The organism is Rhizobium sp. SYY.PMSO (assembly GCF_046840415.1).
In the GTDB taxonomy this organism is placed as follows: Bacteria; Pseudomonadota; Alphaproteobacteria; order Rhizobiales; family Rhizobiaceae; genus Rhizobium.
Genome location: NZ_CP177349.1, coordinates 3560276 through 3574418, shown reverse-complemented (window position 1 = coordinate 3574418; position 14143 = coordinate 3560276). Strand labels below are relative to the sequence as shown.

15 protein-coding genes are annotated in these 14143 nt (G+C 61.8%); 7 read left to right on the top strand and 8 right to left on the bottom strand.

Annotated features, from left to right (window positions below; translation table 11 throughout):
• The first annotated feature begins 267 nt into the window (after positions 1–267).
• From ACJJVH_RS17305 to ACJJVH_RS17275, 7 genes are all read left to right on the top strand, one after another.
• Positions 268–690, top strand: coding sequence for a pilus assembly protein N-terminal domain-containing protein (locus ACJJVH_RS17305; RefSeq protein WP_112801390.1), 423 nt, complete (start codon positions 268–270; stop codon positions 688–690).
• 154 nt (positions 691–844) lie between these two features.
• The gene (locus tag ACJJVH_RS17300; protein WP_112801392.1) at positions 845–1480 is read left to right on the top strand and encodes a TadE/TadG family type IV pilus assembly protein; all 636 of its coding nucleotides are present in this window, start codon (positions 845–847) and stop codon (positions 1478–1480) included.
• A 14-nt stretch (positions 1481–1494) separates the two neighbouring features.
• Positions 1495–2067 carry a TadE/TadG family type IV pilus assembly protein gene (locus ACJJVH_RS17295; RefSeq protein WP_112801394.1) on the top strand — a complete coding sequence of 191 codons (573 nt, stop codon included), beginning with the start codon at positions 1495–1497 and terminating at the stop codon, positions 2065–2067.
• 134 nt (positions 2068–2201) lie between these two features.
• Entirely contained in the window at positions 2202–3422 is a 1221-nt protein-coding gene (locus tag ACJJVH_RS17290) for a phosphopentomutase (RefSeq protein ID WP_412064422.1), read from the top strand.
• A complete protein-coding gene (locus ACJJVH_RS17285) occupies positions 3419–4387 on the top strand; it encodes an adenosine deaminase (RefSeq protein ID WP_412064421.1) in 969 nt (322 codons plus the stop codon). The genes ACJJVH_RS17290 and ACJJVH_RS17285 overlap by 4 nt, the downstream gene beginning before the upstream one ends.
• A 121-nt stretch (positions 4388–4508) precedes the next feature.
• Positions 4509–5138 (top strand): uracil phosphoribosyltransferase, encoded by a 630-nt coding sequence (gene upp / locus ACJJVH_RS17280; protein WP_112801400.1) that lies wholly within the window; start codon positions 4509–4511, stop codon positions 5136–5138.
• A gap of 126 nt (positions 5139–5264) precedes the next feature.
• On the top strand, positions 5265–5789 hold the full coding sequence (locus ACJJVH_RS17275; RefSeq protein ID WP_412064420.1) for a TIGR02281 family clan AA aspartic protease: 525 nt from the start codon (positions 5265–5267) through the stop codon (positions 5787–5789).
• Between the two features lie 64 nt (positions 5790–5853).
• Here ACJJVH_RS17275 and deoA read toward each other — a convergent pair whose 3' ends face one another.
• The 8 genes from deoA to ACJJVH_RS17235 all read right to left on the bottom strand — a co-directional run bounded on the left by deoA (position 5854) and on the right by ACJJVH_RS17235 (position 13811).
• A complete protein-coding gene (deoA, locus tag ACJJVH_RS17270; protein WP_412064419.1) occupies positions 5854–7161 on the bottom strand; it encodes a thymidine phosphorylase in 1308 nt (435 codons plus the stop codon).
• A 3-nt stretch (positions 7162–7164) separates the two neighbouring features.
• A complete protein-coding gene (gene deoC, locus ACJJVH_RS17265; RefSeq protein ID WP_113356091.1) occupies positions 7165–7935 on the bottom strand; it encodes a deoxyribose-phosphate aldolase in 771 nt (256 codons plus the stop codon).
• Positions 7932–8738: a purine-nucleoside phosphorylase gene (locus ACJJVH_RS17260; protein ID WP_113371860.1), complete on the bottom strand. Its 807-nt coding sequence runs from the start codon at positions 8736–8738 to the stop codon at positions 7932–7934. Before ACJJVH_RS17260 ends, deoC begins: the two co-directional genes overlap by 4 nt.
• Complete coding sequence (locus tag ACJJVH_RS17255; protein ID WP_112801409.1) at positions 8735–9127, bottom strand: cytidine deaminase; 393 nt, start codon at positions 9125–9127, stop codon at positions 8735–8737. Before ACJJVH_RS17255 ends, ACJJVH_RS17260 begins: the two co-directional genes overlap by 4 nt.
• Positions 9128–9130: 3 nt before the next feature.
• Complete coding sequence (locus ACJJVH_RS17250) at positions 9131–10102, bottom strand: ABC transporter permease (RefSeq protein ID WP_112801411.1); 972 nt, start codon at positions 10100–10102, stop codon at positions 9131–9133.
• 10 nt (positions 10103–10112) lie between these two features.
• The gene (locus ACJJVH_RS17245) at positions 10113–11216 is read right to left on the bottom strand and encodes an ABC transporter permease (RefSeq protein WP_112801413.1); all 1104 of its coding nucleotides are present in this window, start codon (positions 11214–11216) and stop codon (positions 10113–10115) included.
• Between the two features lie 7 nt (positions 11217–11223).
• The gene (locus ACJJVH_RS17240) at positions 11224–12735 is read right to left on the bottom strand and encodes an ABC transporter ATP-binding protein (protein ID WP_113356089.1); all 1512 of its coding nucleotides are present in this window, start codon (positions 12733–12735) and stop codon (positions 11224–11226) included.
• Between the two features lie 80 nt (positions 12736–12815).
• A complete protein-coding gene (locus ACJJVH_RS17235; RefSeq protein WP_412064418.1) occupies positions 12816–13811 on the bottom strand; it encodes a BMP family lipoprotein in 996 nt (331 codons plus the stop codon).
• Positions 13812–14143: the final 332 nt, after the last annotated feature.

The window sequence follows — 14143 nt, the reverse complement described above, 5'->3', positions numbered from 1 at the left end:
GAATAGTTAATACGCAACTCATGTCCTCTGTCGCATTTTTAAAGAAAATCTTCAGCCAAACGGAAATTATTAGATGCATGAATATTAGGGTGCTATTCGATTCGTCTCGAAGTAACCCATACTCCGTACAAGAAAGCAGCGAAGGAGCCTGAATATGGGACATTCGCACCATATTCGCACGAGGACAGGTCTTCTTAATCGTTCATTCACCATTCTTTCTCATTCTATCGAGCAAGTCTTTCCCCATATGCTTTACGAGGCCAAGCCATGCCAATCGGCGGCAGAACAGCATTCCTAGCCGGTATCGTTGCCTTGGCCGGCGCGATTCCACAGTTTTCACAGGCTGCCGGAGAAAGCATGCTTCGCGTGTATATGGATCATGCGCGCGTATTGAAGCTCGATCGCCCCGTCAGCAAGGTCATTATCGGCAATTCACAGGTTGCAGACGCCACGGTCGCCGACCCGAAAACCATCGTGTTGACTGGCCGCAGCTTCGGCACGACGAACATCATTCTACTCGATGCCGACGGCAATGCCATCGTGGACGAGCAGATCCTGGTGTCGATCGACGAGGGCAACACGGTGCGCGTCTACCGCCAGACGGACCGAGCCGTATTGTCGTGCGCGCCCAATTGCGAGCAGCATGCCCAGCAGAACAGTACGGCGACTGCCTCCGCGACGGCACAATAGTTACATTCGATAAAGCAAATATTCGAAAGTACTTTTGAGGACTTGCGAAGCAATCAATAATCCTGCCTTCCTCTAAATATGAATAGAGAAGAGAAACGGATTATCAAGAAAGCAATTCTAGTGTCGTCCGCGTGTAAATCGCCGCGGATTTCCCATGACACAAGTCGACGACCTTCTCGCCAATACAAGCCCTGCACGACGGCGTGCCCGGGGCGGCCTGCGTGAATTCGTCCGTTCTCGGGATGGAGCGGCGGCGATCGAGTTTGCGTTGCTTGCCATTCCCTATTTCCTGATCGTCTTTGCCATCATCGAGACCTTTGTCGCCTTCACGGCGGAACAGGTCGTTTCGAATGCCGTCGATACCCTGGCACGCCAGATCAGAACGGGGCAGATCACCACCGATTCCAGCAAGACCTCATATACCACGTCGCAGCAGTTCCGGCAGGCATTCTGCAATCAGATCTCCGTGCTCATCACCTGCTCCTCATCCGAACTGCAGACGCCGGCCAATCTTTACCTCGATGTGAAGAGCTATTCGAGCTTCGCCTCCATGCCGACGACGATCCCGCGCAAATCCTCGACCGATTCCTATTCCGATCTGGACACGTCAGGCTTTACGTTTACGCCTGGCGGCGCCAAGACGCTGAACATGGTGCGCGCCTACTATCGCTGGCAGATCATCACCGATCTGCTGCGTCCCTATCTCACCAACATAAGGCCGACCGACGGGTCGGCGTCGGTCTATCTCATCGTCGCAACGGCCGCCTTCCAGAACGAGAACTATCCGTGAGCGGCCGGGCCAACATGGGGGAGAAGGAAACCATGTCTTCCGGCATCCTCAGGCGTTTTGCCCGCGATGAGCGCGGCGTCGGCGCTATCGAATTCGCCATCCTTTTCCCCGTGCTGCTGATGCTCTATCTCGGTGCCTTCGAGCTTACCGTCGGCCTCAACGTCTCCAAGCGCGCCAGCCGCTCCGCCGGGTCGATCGCGGACATCGTCTCGCAGCAGTCGAGCGTCACCAAATCCGTGCTGGCGACCATGCCCTCGGTGGCAGGCGCCATCTTCGCGCCCTACAGCACGACCGGCCTGACGTTGAAGATCACCGGCATCACGATCGACGCCACCGGCAAGGCGACCGTCGCCTGGTCCTGGGCACAGGACGGGACGAGACCCTATGCCTCCGGCACCACCGTTACGGTTCCGGCCAACATGAACCAGGCGAGTACCTTCCTGGTTCGCAGCGAGCTGGCCCTACCCTATCAGCTTCTCAGCTTCGGTCCGACTTTCCTGCCGAGCGGCACCAATCAGATCACCATCAGCCGACAGTATTATTACCGGCAGCGTGTCGGCAATTCGATCAGCTGCAGCGACTGCTGATCGCCCGTCGCCGCAATACCCGCAGCGCTATTCCAAAACGGAAAATTGCCAAGTCGATGCCTCCGTTATATGGGTGACGTCCCATGCCACGGAAGACCTCATCCGGGGCGACGACATTCTATAGCGGGTGATGTATGGCGCGCGCCTTTCTCTTTGTTCTGGATTCTTTCGGGGTCGGCGGCGGCCCGGACGCGGCAAGCTACGGTGACGAGGGCGCGGATACGTTCGGCCATATCGCCGAATTCTGCGCTGCCGGCGCGGCCGACCGCGAGGGTCTCCGCCAGGGGCCGCTGGCGCTGCCCAACATGTCCGGCCTCGGACTGCTGGAGATCGCCAAGGCGGCGACGGGCAACTATCCAGCCGGCATGCCCTTGCCGGAAAAGCTCTACGGCCTTTACGGCTGCGCAAGCGAAATCTCCCGCGGCAAGGACACGCCTTCGGGCCATTGGGAAATCGCCGGAACGCCGGTTATGTTCGACTGGGGTTACTTTCCGGCCGAGGGCGACGCCTTCCCGCCGGAGCTGGTGAAAGCCATCTGCGAGGCAGCGGACCTGCCCGGCATCCTCGGCAATTGTCATGCATCGGGTACGGATATCATTGCCAGGCTGGGCGAGGAACATATCCGCAGCGGCAAGCCGATCTGCTATACCTCCTCGGACTCCGTCTTCCAGATCGCGGCGCATGAGCGGCATTTCGGCCTCGATCGGCTGATCGCCCTCTGTAAGACCGTACGCACGCTGGTCGACGCCTACAATATCGGCCGCGTCATCGCCCGCCCCTTCGTCGGCGAGACCGCGGCGACGTTCGAGCGTACCGGCAACCGCCGCGATTTCTCGGTTCTGCCGCCGGAGCCGACCCTGCTCGACCGCCTCGTCAAGGCCGAGCGCAAGGTACACGCCGTCGGCAAGATCGGCGATATCTTCGCCCATCAGGGCGTTTCCAGGGTCATCAAGGCCAATGGCAACATGGCGCTGATGGATGCGACACTGACGGCGATGGACGAGGCTGCCGACGGCGATCTGGTCTTCACCAATTTCGTCGATTTCGACATGATCTACGGCCATCGCCGCGACGTGCCGGGCTATGCGGCCGCGCTCGAAGCCTTCGACGCGCGCCTGCCGGAGGTGCACAAGAAACTGAAGGCCGGCGATCTCGTCATTCTGACGGCCGATCACGGCTGCGATCCGACCTGGCGCGGCACCGATCACACGCGCGAGCGCGTGCCGGTCATGGCGTATGGACCGGGCATCCGCTCGCGCTCCATCGGCATCCGCCAGACCTATGCCGATATCGGCGAGACGGTCGCACGGCATCTGGGAATTGCGGCTGGACAGCACGGGAGGAGCTTCCTTTGACATCGCATCTGAAGAAAGTGGAGCTGCACTGCCATCTGGAGGGTGCCGCCCCGCCGGCGCTGACGCTGGCGCAGGCACGGAAGTACGACGTCGACACCAGTGCATTCCTCAGGGACGGCGTCTACCTCTGGAAGGATTTCGCCGAATTCCTCGTCTGCTACGACAAGGTTTCCGAGGTCTACCGCACCGAGGAAGACTATGCGCTGCTGACGGAAACCTATCTGGAAGAACTTGCCGGCATCGGCACGATCTATAGCGAGCTCATCGTCTCGCCCGACCATGGCGGTCGCATCGGCCTCGGCGCCGACGCCTATATGGCGGGCGTTTCCGCCGGCATCCGTGCCGCAAAGGCAAAGACCGGCATCGAGGCACGGCTGATCGTGACCGGCGAGCGCCACTTCGGCCCGGACCGCGTGGTGAAGGCGGCGGAATACGCCGCGAAAAGCGACAACCCGCTGATAACAGGCTTCAACATGGCCGGCGAAGAGCGCATGGGCCGCGTGGCCGATTACGCCCGCGCCTTCGACATCGCCCGCGAGGCGGGCCTCGGCATCACCATTCATGCCGGCGAGGTCTGTGGCGCCTTTTCCGTCGCCGACGCCGTAGACCTGGTGCGCCCCGATCGTATCGGCCACGGCGTGCGCGCCATCGAGGATATGGATCTCGTCAAGCGTCTTGCCGATCTCGGCACCGTGCTGGAGGTCTGCCCCGGCTCCAACATCGCGCTCAAGGTCTTCCCGGATTTCCAGTCGCACCCGCTGCGCAAGCTGCGCGATGCCGGCGTGAAGGTGACGATCAATTCCGACGATCCGCCGTTCTTCCATACGTCGCTGAAGCGCGAATACGAGCTGGCCTCGACAGCCTTCGGCTTTGGCGACGACGAGATCGACGCGATGACGCGCACGGCGATCGAAGCGGCCTTCGTGGACGAGGCGACACGGGCGGCGTTGCTTTCGAGAGTGTAAACGCAAGGTTCAGGCCGCAGATTGGGGATGAAATCCCGCAAAGTGGCCTATTTTCTTGCACCGGAGGCGATTTCCGTGAAAGAACCATCTCATATCACGGAATTACTGGAAGGCTGAAACCATGGACGGCGTCACTGTCATCGACCACCCGCTTGTGCAGCACAAGCTCACAATCATGCGCAAGAAAGACACGTCGACGGGAAGCTTCCGCCGGCTGCTGCGCGAGATTTCGACGCTGCTCTGCTATGAAGTCACGCGCGACCTGGAACTGACGATCCAGACCATCGAGACGCCGCTGCAGCCGATGGATGCGCCGATCCTCGAGGGCAAGAAGCTGGTCTTCGCCTCTATCCTGCGCGCCGGCAACGGCCTGCTCGAAGGCATGCTCGATCTCGTACCCTCGGCCCGCGTCTCGCATATCGGCGTCTACCGCGACCACGAAACGCTGCAGCCGGTCGAATATTACTTCAAGGCGCCCGAGGATATATCCGAACGCCTGATCATCGTCGTCGATCCGATGCTCGCAACCGGCAATTCCTCGATTGCCGCAATCGACAAGCTGAAGGAACGTGGCGCGCACAATATCCGCTTCCTCTGCCTGCTGGCGGCTCCGGAGGGCATCGCCAATTTCCGCAAGGCGCACCCGGACGTTCCGGTCTTCACAGCCGCGATCGACAGCCATCTGAACGAGCTTGGCTACATCGTGCCCGGCCTCGGCGATGCCGGCGACCGCATGTACGGCACGAAGTAAAAACGACCATATACTTTTGCTGAAGCCCGGTAGTTTCCTAACTGCCGGGCTTTTTACTGATTGCCTTAGCAGCATTTCAGCAAACATCCATTATTGATGACATGGCCCGCAGGAGGGGCTGTGTCCATGCTCGTTCGCGTTCTTGTCTTTGCCGGAATCATAGCCGCTGCGGCGACCCAGGTGCCGATGCTCGTGAACGGCTTCGGCGAGAATTCGGAAAAGCCGGCCCCCGTGGAGGCGGCTTCGCCTGCGCCACAAAAGGTGGAGGCCCCCGTCTCCTATGGCAGCGTGTTGCTGCGCGCCGATGCAAACGGGCATTATCAGGGCGACTTCACGATCAATGGCCGGTCCATTCACGGGCTGATCGATACGGGCGCAACCTACGTCGCGATCAACGAAAGTACCGCGCGCAGCCTCGGCTTCAGCAGCGTCGATCTCGACTATCGCTACACGACGCAAACGGCGAACGGTGCTGCCAAGGTCGCCCTCGTCAAGCTTGCTCGGCTCGAGATCGGCAATATACGCGTGCGCGATGTCGACGCCGTGGTGGCGAAAGACGACGCTCTCAATACGACGCTGATCGGCATGAGCTTCGTGAAAAAGCTGAGCTCCTTCGGAGTTCAGAATGGCAATCTGCTGCTGAAGCAGTGAGGCAATCGAGCCTCAACCGGCCGTCCTACATCCATAAGACCGCTTCAGCAGCAGGCTGCTTCCGTCAGATTCGGCTGATGATGACGGGCGTCACAGCCGGTGCCGTATCGACGAGGCGGTAACTGGCCGAGAGATCGGCGACAGCTTTCTCCGCGCCGGCTTCATCCGCTGCGTGGACAGTCGCGATACGGTCGCCCTTGCGGACTTTCGTGCCGAGCGGCAGAAGGTTGCTGAAACCGACGCGATGGTCGATCTTGTCCTGCGGGCGGCGGCGGCCGCCGCCGAGATCGATCACGCTCATGCCGATCGCGCGGGCATCACAGCTGCCGAGCCATCCGTCGGCGGCAGCCAGAACCGGCTTTTGTACCGGCGCGGCCACGAGATAGCGATCCGGGCGCTCGAGCAGGTCGGCCGGGCCGCCGAGCGCATGCACCATGCGGCCGAAGATTTCCGCCGCCTTGCCGGATGCCAAGGCTTCGCGTGCCCTGCCCTCGGCCTCGGCAGCGTTTGCGGCGATTCCGGCCTGAACCAGCATTTCGGCGGCGAAGGCGAGGACGACCGTTTCGAGCCGTGTGCCTGCCTTGTTGCCCTTCAGGAAATCGAGGCAGTTTTGAAGTTCGACGACGTTGCCGGCCGCATTGGCGAGCGGCTGGTTCATGTCTGTGATCAGGGCCGAGGTCTTGACCCCACCGCCGTTTGCGACGTCCACCAGCGAGCGCGCCAGCGTCTCGGCTTCCTCCTGCGAGGTCATGAAGGCGCCGCTGCCGATCTTGACGTCGAGCACCAGCGTTTGCAGCCCTGCGGCCAGTTTCTTCGACAGGATCGAGGCCGTGATCAGCGGAACGGAATCGACCGTCGCGGTAACGTCGCGAACCGCATAAAGCTTGCCGTCGGCCGGCGCCAGTGCGCCGGTCTGGCCGATAATGGCGCAGCCGACCTCATCGACCACCTCGCGGAAGCGGGCCGCATCCGGCGTGATGCCATAGCCGGGAATGGATTCCAGCTTGTCGAGCGTGCCGCCGGTATGACCGAGGCCGCGGCCCGAAATCATCGGCACGGCGAGACCGCAGGCGGCGGCGATCGGCGCCAGCATCAGCGAGACATTGTCGCCGACGCCGCCGGTCGAGTGCTTGTCGGCGATCGGCCTGCCGATGCCTTCCCAGGAGAGCGTATCGCCCGAGCGGGCCATGGCGAGCGTCAACGCCACCGTTTCCTCGCGCGTCATGCCGCGAAACCATACCGCCATGGCAAAGGCGCCGATCTGGCTTTCGGCCAGCTCGCCACGCGCCAACGCGCCGATGAAACCATCGATATCCGCGGCCGAAAGAATAGCGCCGTTCCGCTTCTGCCGGATGATTTCCTGCGGGATCATGGATCAGTAACCGGACGCCGCCTTGGACTCACCGCCGGCCAACACGTTCTGAATATCGTCGAGCAGGCTCGACGCGCCGAAACGGAAGGTCGAGGGCATGGCCCAATCGGGTGCCATGATGGTTTCGGCAAGCCTCAGATACAGAGCCGCATCGGCAACCGAACCGATGCCGCCGGCCGGCTTGAAGCCGACCTTGCGGCCGCTGGCGCGGATCGCCCGCAACATGATATCGGCAGCCTCAAGCGTCGCGTTGACGGCAACCTTGCCCGTCGACGTCTTGATGAAATCGGAGCCAGCCTCGATTGCCAGTTCCGAGGCACGCCGGATCAGCGCGGTATCCTTGATCTCGCCGGTTTCGAGGATGGTCTTCAGAAGAACCGGCCCCTTGCATTCGGCGCGCACGGCCGCGACCATATCGGTGACGGCCTGCTCGTTGCCGGCGAGGAAGGCGCGATAGGGAATGACCAGATCGATTTCGTCGGCGCCGTCGGCAATCGCCTCGCGCGCTTCGGCGGCAACATCGGCCACTTCCATGTCGCCCGCCGGAAAGTTCACCACGGTCGCGATCTTCACGGCATGGTCGGTTCCGAGAATGCCCCGCGCCTGGGCGACGAAGCGCGGCCAGATGCAGATGGCGGCGGCATTGCCATAGGGCGATTGCGCACGGGCGCACAGCGCCTCGATCTGCGCCGGCGTGCAGTCATCCTTCAGGTTGGTCAGGTCGAGAAGGGAAAGCGCAACAGCTGCCGTTTCTCTCAGGGAATGGCCCGTCATTGTGGATCTCCTTCGTCAGCGATCATTTCTTTCAGGATAGCGGCGAGCCGTGCGCCGCCGACCGGAGCCATATCCTTCGTCTCGTCATGCGAGAGCTCGCCACCGGTCATGCCAGCACCATAGTTAGTGATGACGGAGGCGGCGGCAACCCTCAGCCCGAAAAGACGCGCCAGGATGACTTCCGGCACCGTCGACATGCCGACGGCATCGGCACCCAGGATTCGCGCCATGCGGATCTCCGCCGGCGTTTCGAAGCTCGGTCCAGAAAACCACATATAGACGCCGTGCGACAGCTTGATCTCAGCCTTTTCCGCCGCCTTGCGCATGCGCATGATCAGGTCGGTGTCATAGGCGCTGGTCATGCCGACGAAGCGCCTGTCGCTTTCCTCGCCGATCAGCGGGTTCATGCCGGAATAGTTGATGTGATCGGTGATCTGCATCACCGAGCCCGGCGGCATCTCTTCCCGCAATGATCCGGCGGAATTGGTCAGGATCAGCGTATCGACGCCGAGCGCCTTCAGGGTCTCGATCGGCGCGCGCATGGCATTGGCGTCGCCCTTTTCGTAGTAATGCACCCGGCCGGACAGCATAATGACAGGCACATCCCCGAGCTTGCCGGCAACCAGCGTGCCGGCATGGCCGGACACGGCGCTGACCGGGAAGCCGGGAAGGTCGGCATAGGGAATGCGCACGGCGTCCTGAACCTGATCGACGAGCGAACCGAGGCCGGAACCCAGTATGACCCCGTAGCGCGGCTTCAGGTCGCCGAGCTTCTCGGTGAGGAGGTCGACGGCCGCGCTCATCCGAGCATCTCGGTTTCGAAGCTGAAGGGCAGCATCTCGTCCATGGTCATGGTCTTCTTCACTCCGGTTTCGTCGCAAAGATAGATGCGCGTCTCCTTGCCGGCAAATTCGGCGATCTTCTGCCGGCAGCCGCCGCAGGGCGGGCACAACGGCAGCTTCTGCGCGATGACGGCCATTTCGACGATCTTCCTGGCACCGCCCATGATCATGTGGCTGATCGCCGTCGGCTCGGCGCACCAGCCCTGCGGGAAGGACAGGTTCTCGATATTGGCGCCGGTATAGATCTTGCCGTCTTCGGCGCGGATCGCCGCGCCGACGGGAAATTTCGAATAGGGGGCGTGAGCGAAAGCCATCGCGCCGCGCGCAGCTTCGAACAGATCATGCGACATGGTTCAGCGCTCCTTGGTATAGGGCACGCCACCCGCCTTCGGGGGCTTGGCGACGCCGATAAAGCCTGCAAGCAGGATGCAGGTGAGGATATAGGGCAGCGCCTGGAAAATCTGCACCGGCACCTCGCCCATGCCCGGAATCGTCTTGCCCTGCATGAAATTGGCGAAGGCATCGAGGAAGCCGAACAGGAGGCAGGTGAACATGACCGGCACCGGCTTCCACTTGGCGAAGATCAGCGCCGCCAGCGCGATATAGCCCTTGCCCGCCGACATGTTGTTGATGAAGGCGGCCGACTGGGCGATGGCAAGATAGGTGCCGGAGAAACCGCAGAGAATGCCGGCAACGATCAGCGAGCGATAGCGCAGCCACTCGACGGAGATGCCCGCCGTGTCGACGGCACCGGGATTTTCACCGACGGCACGCAGCCTGAGGCCGAAGCGGGTGCGATACAGGATCCACCAGGAAATGGGCACCGCCAGGAAGGCCAGATAGGTCAGGATGTTGTTGCCGGAGATGACGTTGGCATAGAGCGGCCCGATGAAAGGAACGTCGCGGATCGCATCGGCGCCCGGCAGGGTAATGGCGGAAAAGCGCGCCGTGCCGGGCAAGGTCGGCGTGCGGCCGCCCTGTCCGAACCAGGCCTGCCCGAGAACGACGGTCAACCCGGCCGTCAGGAAGTTGATCGCGACGCCCGAGACGATCTGATTGCCGCGATTGGTGATCGATGCGAAACCATGCAGCAGACCGAAGACGACCGAAATGACGATGCCGGCACCGAGGCCCGCCCAGGGCGAGCCGCTGATCGAGGCAATGCAGGCCGCGGCGAAGGCCGAGGCGAGCATCTTGCCTTCGAGGCCGATATCGAAAATGCCGGCGCGCTCGGAAAAGAGGCCCGCAAGCGCGGTGAAGATCAGCGGAATCGACAGGCGAATCGTCGATCCCAATATGCTGATGAGAAGCTCGTAATATTCCATCGTCAGCTCCTCACGTCCTGGCAAATTTCTGATAGATGCGCACGAGCGCGGGTCGGAACATATATTCGAGCGCGCCGGCAAACAGGATGACGAGACCCTGGATGACGACGATCATGTCACGGGTGATGTTCGGCATGTCGAAGGACAGCGCATCGCCGCCCTGGTAGAGAATGCCGAACAGGATCGCCGCCAGAATGATGCCGAGCGGGTGGTTGCGGCCCATCAGCGACACGGCGATGCCGACGAAGCCCGCGCCGAGCACGAACTCCACCTGCAGGCGCGCGGAGGCGCCCATGACCGGATTAAGAGCCATCATGCCGGCAAGGCCGCCCGATATCAGCATGGCGATGATGACCGTGCGGGCATAGGGAATGCCGGCATAGACGGCGGCCGACGGGCTGAGGCCCAGCGTGCGCATTTCATAACCGAGCTTGGTCCGCCAGACGAGCACCCACACGAGAAAGCACATGACCAGCGCGATCAGGAAGGACACGTTGAGCGGCGCGGCACCGATGGTCGAGCCGAAAATGCTCATCAGCCAGTCGAGCTTCGGCAGCTGGCCCCCCTCCAGAAAGGTGCGGGTTTCGGGCGCCATCTTGCCGGGCACGATCAGCACATGCACCAGCAGGAAGTTCATCATCGCCGATGCGATGAAATTGAACATGATGGTGGTGATGACGACATGGCTGCCGCGTTTGGCCTGCAGCCAGGCGGGGATGAAAGCCCACAAGGCGCCGAAAATCGCCGCGCCGATGACCGCGAAGGGCATGGTCACGTACCAGGGCACGTATCGGTCGAGCATCAGCGCCACGAGGGCACAGCCGAGACCGCCGACATAGGCCTGGCCTTCCGAGCCGATGTTGAACAGGCCGGCATGGATGGCGACGGCGACCGAAAGGCCGGTGAAGATGAAGCTCGTGGCATAATACAGCGTGAAGCCGATGCCTTCGCCGTTGCCGAGCGCGCCCTGCAGCAGCAGGACGAGCGCGTCGAGCGGGCTCTCGCCGATGAACCAGACGACGAGGCCGGAGATCAGGAAAGCGACGATCAGGTTGAGAACGGGGATCAGGCCGTAGTTGATCCAATTGGGGAGCGGAACGGAAGCCGTGCTCATAAACGCCTCACGCGGCAATGCCGGCCATCATCAGGCCGAGCGTTTGTTCACCGGCCTCAGCCGACTTCTCACCGACGATATGGCCGGCGAACATGACGAGGATACGATCCGAAAGCGCACGGATCTCATCCAGCTCCACCGATACCAGCAGGATCGCCTTGCCGGCGTCGCGCATCTCGATGATGCGGCGGTGGATGAATTCGATGGCGCCGATATCGACGCCGCGCGTCGGCTGGCCGATCAGCAGAGCCTTCGGATCGCGCTCGATCTCGCGGGCGACCACGATCTTCTGCTGGTTGCCGCCGGAGAAATTGGCGGTCCTCAGCCGCGCGTTCGGCGGGCGGATATCGTATTTCTCGATCTTCTCGATGGCGTCCTTGCGCATGGCATCGAGGTCGAGCATGCCGCCGCGCCCGTATTTGGCGTCGCGATGATAGCCGAGCATCGAGTTCTCATATTCCTCGAACTTGAGGACGAGACCCATGTGGTGGCGGTCTTCCGGAATATGGGCAAGGCCGAGTTCGCGCAGGGCTGCGGGATCGGCATTGCCGATCGGCTTGCCGTGCAGCAGGATTTCGCCCGAGGCGGGCTTGCGGATACCGGCGATCGCCTCCAGCAATTCAGACTGGCCGTTGCCGGCGACGCCGGCAATGCCGACGATCTCGCCGGCCCGGACGTCGAAGGAGACGTCGTCGACCATGGTGACGCCGCGCCCGTCCCGGACGGTGAGATTGCGTACCGAAAGCAGCACATCGCCCGGATTGGGGGCGCCCTTTTCGACACGCAGCAGCACGCGGCGGCCGACCATCAGCTCGGCCAGTTCCTCGACGGTGGTTTCCGCGGTCTTGCGGGTCGCAACCATCTCGCCGCGGCGCATGACGGATACCGTGTCGGTGATCGCCATGATTTCGCGCAGCTTGTGAGTGATGAGGATGATCGTCTTGCCCTGGTCGCGCAGCACGCGGAGAATGCGGAAAAGATTGTCCGCCTCGGCGGGCGTCAGGACACCCGTGGGTTCATCGAGGATGAGGATCTCGGCGCCGCGGTACATCGCCTTCAGGATTTCGACGCGTTGCTGCTGGCCGACGGGCAGCTCTTCGATCAACGCATCCGGATCGACCTCGAGGCCGTAGTCCTTCTCCAGCCGGCCGAGTTCGGCACGCGCGGCGGCGACGCCCTTGGCGAGCAGCGCGCCGCCTTCGGCGCCCAGCATCACGTTCTCAAGGACGGTGAAATTATCGACCAGCATGAAATGCTGGTGCACCATGCCGATGCCGGCCGCTATCGCCGTCTGGCTGTCACGGATGGCGATGGGGTTGCCGTTGATGCGGATTTCGCCGCTGTCGGCCTGATAGAATCCATAGATAATCGACATCAGAGTCGATTTTCCGGCGCCGTTCTCGCCGATGATCCCGTGGATCGAGCCCTTGGCAACGGTCAGGTTGATATCTTTGTTTGCGTGGACGGCACCGAACTTTTTGTCGATGCCCACGAGTTCGATGGCAGACGTTTCACTCACTATATGGGGCTCCAGAAACCAGATTCCGGATAAGAAAAGGGCGTATGACGGTTTGTTACGTCATACGCCCCTGTTTCATATCAGTTCTTCGGGCAGGCGTTGTCGGTCAGATAATCGTGGACCTTGATGTTGCCGGCGACGATATCGGCGCGAGCCTTATCGACGGCAGCCTGCATTTCCGGGGTGACGAGCGGCTTGTTGTTCTCGTCCATGGCAACGGTGACGCCGTCTTCCTTCAGGCCGAGTTCCTGGGTGCCGGCCGTGAACTTGCCGTTCTTGGCATCGTTGAAGGCGTTGTAGACGGCGAGATCGACGCGCTTGACGACCGAGGTCAGAACAGAGCCCGGATGCAGGTAGTTCTGGTTCGAGTCGACGCCGATCGACAGCTTCTTGTTATCGGCGGCCGTCTGCAGCACGCCGAGGCCGGTCGCGCCGGCAGCCGCGTAAACCACGTCGGCACCCTGGTCGATCTGGTTCTTGGTGAGCTCACCGCCGCGAACCGGGTCGTTCCAGGCGGCGCCCGTGGTGCCGGTCATGTTCTGGAAGACTTCGATCTTCGGATTGGTGGCGCGGGCGCCCAGCTCGTAGCCGCACTCGAACTTGCGGATCAGCGGAATGTCCATGCCGCCGACGAAGCCGACCTTGCCGGTCTTCGACGCGATGGCGGCCATGACGCCGGCGAGATAGGAGCCTTCGTTTTCCTTGAACTTCACCGAGCGCACGTTCGGCAGATCGAGGCTGTCGTCGATCAGCACGAACTCGGTCTTCGGATATTCGGCGGCAACCTTCTGAAGAGCGGAGGTCCAGGCGAAGGAGACGGCGATGACCGGATTGAAGCCCTTGCTTGCAAAGTTGCGCAGCGCCTGCTCACCCTGGGTGTCGCCCGTCGGCTCGAAATCGCGATAAGCGATGCCGGTTTCCTTCTTGAACTTTTCAGCGCCGTTGTAAGCGGCTTCATTGAAGGACTTGTCGAACTTGCCGCCGGTTCCGTACACGATCGCCGGCTTGATGTCGGCCGCAAGCGCCGTCGCCGACATGGCAGCCAAGGCGAAAAGGGTCAAAAGGGATTTTTTCATGTGGTGCAGCCCTGTTGTTTCTATCTTGTTGGGTCCTCCCGCAAGCCCGTTGACCGGGCATGTCTGCGGAACCGCTGACCTCCCCCGAGGCCAAGCTGGCGCGCATCCTTGCATGGCTGCACGAAAAATTCACGAGAAATTTTTCAGGTGGTAAAGATTTGTGGGAATTGATGAAAGCCCGCCCAAACCAGCTGTTTTTTAAACAATTTCGGCCCGAAACTGCAATTTTATTGGTCAGCGAGGTCCGGATTCGCCCCTCCGCAATCGCGGGCCTTACCCCCTGCCGCGCCGCAATGAGCCTGTCGCCGGGCACCTGCCGCCAGCGCCGAATT